At 62.9% G+C, this 6,971-nt stretch carries 8 protein-coding genes; 2 read left to right on the forward strand and 6 right to left on the reverse strand.

Going from position 1 to position 6,971, the window contains the following annotated elements:
• Positions 1–202 precede the first annotated feature (202 nt).
• On the reverse strand, positions 203–790 hold the full coding sequence (locus tag NA10_RS34830) for a hypothetical protein (RefSeq protein ID WP_157556997.1): 588 nt from the start codon (positions 788–790) through the stop codon (positions 203–205).
• A gap of 282 nt (positions 791–1,072) precedes the next feature.
• Between NA10_RS34830 and NA10_RS34835 the strand changes: the two genes are divergently transcribed.
• Both NA10_RS34835 and NA10_RS34840 read left to right on the forward strand, forming a co-directional pair.
• Complete coding sequence (locus NA10_RS34835) at positions 1,073–1,504, forward strand: hypothetical protein (protein WP_157556999.1); 432 nt, start codon at positions 1,073–1,075, stop codon at positions 1,502–1,504.
• A gap of 137 nt (positions 1,505–1,641) precedes the next feature.
• On the forward strand, positions 1,642–2,046 hold the full coding sequence (locus NA10_RS34840) for a DUF805 domain-containing protein (protein WP_067574969.1): 405 nt from the start codon (positions 1,642–1,644) through the stop codon (positions 2,044–2,046).
• A 48-nt stretch (positions 2,047–2,094) separates the two neighbouring features.
• Here NA10_RS34840 and NA10_RS34845 read toward each other — a convergent pair whose 3' ends face one another.
• The 5 genes from NA10_RS34845 to istA all read right to left on the reverse strand — a co-directional run bounded on the left by NA10_RS34845 (position 2,095) and on the right by istA (position 6,911).
• On the reverse strand, positions 2,095–2,664 hold the full coding sequence (locus NA10_RS34845; protein ID WP_067574970.1) for a nuclear transport factor 2 family protein: 570 nt from the start codon (positions 2,662–2,664) through the stop codon (positions 2,095–2,097).
• Positions 2,665–2,712: 48 nt separating this feature from the next.
• On the reverse strand, positions 2,713–3,723 hold the full coding sequence (locus NA10_RS34850; protein WP_067574971.1) for an aldo/keto reductase: 1,011 nt from the start codon (positions 3,721–3,723) through the stop codon (positions 2,713–2,715).
• 164 nt (positions 3,724–3,887) lie between these two features.
• On the reverse strand, positions 3,888–4,388 hold the full coding sequence (locus tag NA10_RS34855; RefSeq protein WP_157557001.1) for a hypothetical protein: 501 nt from the start codon (positions 4,386–4,388) through the stop codon (positions 3,888–3,890).
• A gap of 484 nt (positions 4,389–4,872) precedes the next feature.
• Positions 4,873–5,670, reverse strand: coding sequence for an IS21-like element helper ATPase IstB (gene istB / locus NA10_RS34860; protein WP_067574973.1), 798 nt, complete (start codon positions 5,668–5,670; stop codon positions 4,873–4,875).
• Complete coding sequence (gene istA, locus NA10_RS34865) at positions 5,670–6,911, reverse strand: IS21 family transposase (RefSeq protein WP_067574974.1); 1,242 nt, start codon at positions 6,909–6,911, stop codon at positions 5,670–5,672. Before istA ends, istB begins: the two co-directional genes overlap by 1 nt.
• Positions 6,912–6,971 lie beyond the last annotated feature (60 nt).

A 6,971-nucleotide genomic window follows, 5' to 3' on the forward strand; every position in this document is an offset into this window, starting at 1 on the left:
TGCGCCTCGCGGCAGTAGCGGATGTTCAACCCAGCGACGGCTCGGTGTGGCGCTCAGTCCACGGCCTTGCCAAGCCAATGGCGAGCCTGGGGATCGAGTGGCATCTGAATGACGGCAGATACCGACTCGAGGTGTTGTGGCTCGATCCATATGCCTACCGCCCGCGGCTCCGGATTGCCTGCAATGGCGAAGATTCGAGGGATCAGTCCTCGGGCATTTGCCGTACCTGGCGATCTACGACCTCGCTGTTGCGCGTTCCATCAACAGAGTAGGTACTGATCACTTCCCACACGAATGGAGCGTTGGAGGGTTGAGTCCAGGTGTCGTACAGGCGGCACCCGAACTCACCTCGGAAAATCGTGTGTCGCAAACACTTATCGAGAAAATACGGTCTCGGTGCGATGGTCCAGTCTCCGAGGTCGGAGTCGATCGTCGGGCTGGGGTGAAACGCAATGAGCATCTGCGTGAATGCGCCGAGATTGTGGTCGATCGTCGGGGTGTAGTGCAGTTTCTCCCAACCGATTCGATGGTTGGCTCGGTCGAGTAGGTCGAGGAAGAAGTCCTTCTCCTGCCTGTGGGTCTGCGTCCATGGCAGCTCAGCCAGGTCGAACCCGCTGATTCCGGAGCGGAATCGCTCGAGATCGCAGAAGTGCAGCACCAAGTTTTGCTGCCATAGCGTTTCCGCTACCGGCGTACCTGCCAGTGCGATTACCTCGCAGAACACATCAGTCCCGCCGCTGGTCATGTAGACGTCCAGGCCGATCGCATCCGCGCTGAAATGGTTGCCCACAGCCCAGACCCTAACCGCGCCAGCAGGCTGGGATGCCACGACACTGCGCACTGGACTCGGCATGTGCGTGCGGTTTGGCAGCCTCAGACTGAAACCTAGTTGATCTACACCTGGCGTTCCGGTTCGGTCAGCGCATGCGGCTGGTAAGAGACTGGTGTCAGGATCGGATCCAGGCCAGGATCTGATCCAGGTGCCAGCGTTGCGATGGTCACCGTTGGGTGGGATGGATTGTGTTGGGCTGCTTATACTGTCGCCAGTTCGGCGAGGGTCAGGAGTCTTGTGGTGGCAGCTGATTGGCTGTTGAAGATCGCGGTCGGGACGAGACGACTCGCCTCCCTGCGCGGAGGGTGGGTCGGGGCGGCAGTTCTTACCACCGGTCTGGTGCTCGGCGGCGCGGCGATCGCCGCCGTGACCGACCGACATGACTCAGCTGTCGACAGCAGCGCAGTGGCCACCGCAAAGAGGCTCGATACCGGCACTATCACCACCGAGCCGGTGCCCGCGAAACCCAGCGCAGCCGAGCAGATCTCACCGACGGCGGACCCGCGGACGAAGTACTTCATTCGTGGGGTCTGCGACGGCCTTTTGCTCGCGGTAGACCAAACTCCGGGCGGCCTTCCTGCACTGCGAGCACAACTGCCGAGGCTGAGCTACCTGTCTCCCGCCGACTGGGACGAGGCGTTCAATCGTGCGGCCACCGGGTCGTGTCAGTAGGCGGGTAGAACGGACACCTGCCACCTCGCCAGTGCATCGGCGAGTGCCATCAGAGCTGATTCAGGTCACCCACCGACTTGCATTGCACCAGACGGTATGCGAGATTTCTCGGGATTCAGGTATTTTCGGGAGGATCGGTGGGACTCAGGGCGGCACTCAAGAGTGCGCTGGCACAGTATGTTTCGTTCGACGGGCGGGCGAGCCGCAGCGAGTTCTGGTGGTTCACACTGTTCTACTACGGGCTCTTTTTCGCTGCGGGGATCCTCAGCAAGGCGCTCTCGGGGATCGGCAGTTCGCTCGTGGCGACCTTCGGTGCCGTCGTGCTCTTCAGCCTGTTCCTGCCGTCCGTATCGGTCCGAGTTCGCCGCCTGCACGACGCCGGATACAGCGGGTGGTATCTACTGGTTGCCCTGCTCCCGTTTCTCGGTGGACTGATCCTGCTCGGACTCTCGCTGCAGGACGGCATCCCCGGCCCCAACCCGTATGGTCCAGACCCCAAGAGCCGCCCAGCCATCGACTATCGGTCACGGATCGACTATTGAGGTTCGGTCCAGAACCCACGCTCTCATCGGCATTATGGTGCGTCGTCCCTAGCCGAACGATGCTCCGCCCGTTGATCTTCCGCAGGCCCGCGCTGGTGCTTCGAACCGCGCGGGAAGCGGCATGTCAGTGCGTTGCGAACCAGCATGCCGCGCAGTCACCCACTCACCTGATCGACAAATCCTCAGTCTGGATGGCGTCGGCGCCGGTATTCCTACCGAAGACGTCACGATTTCCATGTATTCGCGAACCCTGTGGATGAGCCCGTCTCGTAACTCGAAGACGAAGCAATAGTCATTGCGGTACGCGTTCCCGTTCGCCAGCGTGGCGCTCATCGTTTCCTCCACGATCACCCGATCCCCGTCGACGTAGAAGCCGCGGAAATTGAAATCCACGGCAACATCACTGACGAACAGCCGCGAGAACTCGTGTGCGAGAAAGTGTGTGACAGCCTGCCTGTCGATCATGTGGCTGGGAGCGTCGAGCGCGACCGCGGTCGCATTGCCCGCTGGCGCAAGCCATTCGGCGTCGGCGGTGAAGAACGCGGCGATCTGCTCTGCGTCGTGACTGGCGAACGCCTGCCACGCCGCCTGGACGATGGCCCTGCTGTCGGTAGTCATGGCTCGACGGTACAAACATCCACACCCGTCATACCGGCGTGGCCTGGACTACCGGGAGTCCGCCACAGGTTGCCGCTTGTAGAAGGACTCCTCCAGGTAGAAAGCTTCACGCGGCTGGTAGGGCTCGGACAAGTAGGCGGCCTCGTCTTCGTCGAGTTCGACGTCCACCGCGGCGACCGCGTCAGCCAGCTGGGCCGGCTTGGTGACCCCGACGATGGGCGAGGTCACCGCCGGGTTGCGCATGGCCCAGGCCAGGGCGACCTGGGCCGGGGACAAACCGCGCCTGCCTGCGATCTCGTGGACGCGCTCGACCACCGCCCGGTCCTCGTCACGGTAGAGGATTTTGCCGCCCACGTCGGTCTCGGCACGCGCCGTGGCCGTATCCCAGGCCCGCGTCAGCCTGCCCCGCGCCAGCGGGCTCCACGGAATCACACCGACGCCCTGGTCGGCGCACAGCGGGATCATCTCCCGCTCTGCTTCCCGGTGGATGAGGTTGTAGTGCTCCTGCATCGACACGAACCGGGTCCAGCCGTTCAGGTCAGCCAGGTACAGGGCCTTGGCGAACTGCCAGGCATACATGGACGACGCTCCGATGTAGCGGACCTTTCCGGATTTGACCGCATCGTGCAGCGCCTCGAGGGTTTCCTCGATCGGAGTGTCGTAGTCCCAGCGGTGGATCTGGTACAGGTCGATGTAGTCGGTCCCCAGTCGCTTCAGGGAGGCGTCGAGCTCGGCGAAGATCGCCTTGCGCGACAGCCCGGCACCGTTCGGGCCAGGGCGCATCCGCATCCAAACCTTGGTGGCGAGAACGACCTCCTCACGCCGGGTGAAGTCCTTGACCGCTCGACCGACGATCTCCTCGCTGCTTCCAGCGCTATACCCATTGGCTGTGTCGAGGAAATTGACGCCGCTCTCGAGGGCCTTCTTGATGATGTCCCGGCTGGCGTCCACGCCCAGCGACCAGGGCTCGCCACCTCGATCCGGCTCGCCGAAGCTCATACAGCCCAACGTGATTGCGGAGACTTCCAGTCCCGTCGTTCCGAGCTTGATGTATCGCATGCATCCGAACCTAGGAGTTGGAGTGCGCTCCAACGCAAATGCATCTCGGACCGGAATTCGGAGGCGTATGGCATGTGAGGACACCGCGACGGCCCCGAGATCGCCCTGCGCCGTTGAACTTCAGCTCGGTTACCCGGCCGCCGGGGACCGCGCGGGAAGCGGCATTATGGTGCGTCCGGGCCGACGGCCTTTCCGATCTCGGGGCGGCTCCCATCTTCGAGTTCGGAGCGCTGGAGCTCGATTTGCGTGTCGAATGAGCAGCCGCAGAACCAGTGCTCGATCTCGTCGACTTCGGACCAGCCCGTGGGTTCGGCCATGCGTATGCGGTCGCGTGTGACCAGTACCTTGGTAATCCCACCGCACTCGTGGAACAGGATCAACTCGACATTGCCGATCCATGACGGAGTTTCGTTCAACACCCGCTGTAGGTCGAGAAAGAGCTGATCGTCCTTGGATCCGTAGTACTTGCGCTCGAAGCGACTCGCGATCGGCAGGCGAGACGAGCCGTCTTCGTTGTTGCCGAAGTGCAGTTCGGGATGGGCCTCGACAAACCACAACGGCAACGCGAGCGGCCGATCCTCAGAGATCACCACAGTTCTGAATCCCACACCAACCCTCGTATCGTCTCGTTCGTGCGCGGAGGTCCCCACAGCGGTTGGGTCCATCTTGCAACCAAGCGCATTCACCGGGCATTCGACGTTCCGAGTGGCTGGCAGATTGCACGCCTGTCCCGCGGAGGTGCGGGCGTCGGACCGGCGGCCGATTCGGTCAGCGCGGGATGCGGCAATAGCGGGCGTTCGCACTTGTAGCCATCTCTGAGACAGACTCTCACCCATGCGCTTTTCTGGCAGCCTCCCGTTCCGCGGCTGGATACTGTGGCTCACGCCGGATCAAGGCGGCCGTTCGTCAGGACCACCGCTCACGCCACCCGACCATGACTATGCGGCCACCGCCTTCGTACCTCCGCATGATCCGGCGGAAGGGCTGGCGTCGTTCGTCCTCCGAGTCGAGGACCGATCAGCATGGCGCTCACCTGCGGGCGCGGCATGGTTGATAGTCGAGAACACCGGCGCATACACGATCCAGGTGTCAACGTCGGTCGAATCGTGACCCGTTCAGTCCAGCCGAAAGCTGACCCACCTTGATTGGTTAGTCGTTGGTTTTGGCCGCCGGGACGCGGCCGAGGTCTCGGTCCTTGAGGCGGTAGCTGTCTCCCTTCATCGAGATGACTTCTGCATGGTGGACGAGGCGATCGATCATCGCGGCGGCGACAACGTCGTCGCCGAAGACCTCGCCCCATCGCCCGAAAGGCTTGTTGCTGGTGACGATCAGACTGGCCCGTTCATAGCGGGACGAGACGAGCTGGAAGAACAGGTTCGCGGCCTCGGATTCGAAAGGGATATAGCCGACTTCGTCCACGATGATCAACGGAATCCGGCCGAGCTTTATCAGCTCTGCCTGCAGTTTTCCGGCGTGATGAGACTCAGCCAGCCGCGAGACCCATTCCGCGGCGGTCGCGAACGCGACGCGATGCCCAGCCTGGCAAGCGCGGATCCCGAGCCCGATCGACAGGTGAGTTTTCCCGGTGCCGGGCGGGCCCAGGAACACAACGTTCTCCTTCGCGGTGATGAAGTCCAGGGTTCCCAGGTGGGTGATGGTGTCGCGTTTGAGGGAACGTTGATGTTCGAAATCGAACTCCTCCAACGACTTTCGGGACGGAAACCGTGCGCCGCGAATACGCCCTTCGCCGCCGTGGGATTCGCGGGCGGAGACCTCGCGTTGCAGGCAGGCAGCCAGGAATTCTTCATGGCTCCAGTTCTCGGCGCGGGCCCGCTCAGCGAGCCGTTCGACGGCATTGCCGAGCGTCGGGGCCTTGAGAGCTCGTGCGAGATAGGCGATTTCGGAGGTTACGTTGCGTGAACCGTTGGTTGTGGTCTTGGTGGCCATCAGGCGATTCCCTCGCTGCTGTTCGCCTCGTCGAGGTCTAACATGCGGTCGTAGTCGGAGAGGTTTCGGTGCTCGACATCGGTGTCGATCGCGGGGACCGCGACCAAGCGCCGAGCATTGCGCAGGTCCGCGGCCGCGGCCGCGTGGTCGGGATCGGTGAGGGTTTGGTGATCAGCCCAACACCGTTGATGCCGAGCGAGTTCGGCGCCGGCCAAGGTGATCACCACCTCGTCGAGATCGGCGCGAACCTCGACACGGCGACCGATCGCGGCCGGATGCACCGAATAGTCATTGGAGTCCAGGCGGACGTAATGATCACGCGGAAGCCGGGTCGTGAACCGCCACCCGACCACCGGATCCACCGGCGGCAACTCGAGCATCGACCGCCGATCGGCCTCCCAGCGATCGACCGGACGACACTCCAACCGGCGATGATGTCGCTGGTTGGCCTTGATCAGCCAATCGGAGAGTTGAGCATTGAAATCGGTTGGGCCGGTGAAGATTCGGCCAGGCAGGAACGAGGTCTCCAAATAGCCGTTCGCTCGCTCGACCAAGCCTTTGGCTTCCGGGTCGCGAGGGCGGCACTGGATCACCCTGATGCCCAAAGATCCGCGGAACGCGTTCATCGTCTCGGTCAGTTGTGGTTTGCCGCCACGCCACTTACCAACCGCGGATTCGTTGTCCCACACCAAGGTTCGCGGAACACAACCCCAGCCCGAGATCAACGCCCAATGCCCGGCCAGCAGGTCCGGGCTCTGACGCGTCGGGATCATCGTCGCGGTGATGATCCGCGAATAGCCCGACACCATCACCAACACCGGCGGTCGACCGACATGTCCGAACCCCAACGGGACATCCACCGGCGGAAACCACAGATCACACTGCGCGAGCTCGCCGGGCTGATATTCAGTGCGCGAGGCCGGGTCCACCGGCTGGAACAGCGGCCGCAACTGCTGCACCCGCTCGAAGAACACTGTCCTGCCGCGTTGCCAGCCAACACGTTCCATGATCACCGTCGTCGGCATGGCCGGGAACTCGGCCAGCAACACGCGGATCTGCGGCTCGAACTCATCCACCGCAGACCCGCCCGGCTTGCGCTGATACTGCGGCGGCGCATGCGACGCCAGCGCCTTCTTGACCGTGTTCTTCGAGACCTTCATCTGCCGCGCGATGGCCCGGATCGCCATCCCCTCAGCACGATGCAACCGGCGAATCTCCGCCCAGTCCTCCACGTTCAGCACCTCATGATCGTTCACAGGTGGGTCAGAATTCACCCGGAATCAGAGGGTCAGTATTCAGGT

The organism is Nocardia acidivorans NBRC 108247 (assembly GCF_001625085.1).
Taxonomy (GTDB): Bacteria; Actinomycetota; Actinomycetes; order Mycobacteriales; family Mycobacteriaceae; genus Nocardia; species Nocardia acidivorans.

Coding starts and splice junctions, on each gene's coding strand:
- NA10_RS34850 (WP_067574971.1), bottom strand. CDS start 3,723: ATGCGATACATCAAGCTCGGAACGACGGGACTGGAAGTCTCCGCAATC.
- NA10_RS34855 (WP_157557001.1), bottom strand. CDS start 4,388: ATGGACCCAACCGCTGTGGGGACCTCCGCGCACGAACGAGACGATACG.
- istB (WP_067574973.1), bottom strand. CDS start 5,670: ATGGCCACCAAGACCACAACCAACGGTTCACGCAACGTAACCTCCGAA.
- NA10_RS34845 (WP_067574970.1), bottom strand. CDS start 2,664: ATGACTACCGACAGCAGGGCCATCGTCCAGGCGGCGTGGCAGGCGTTC.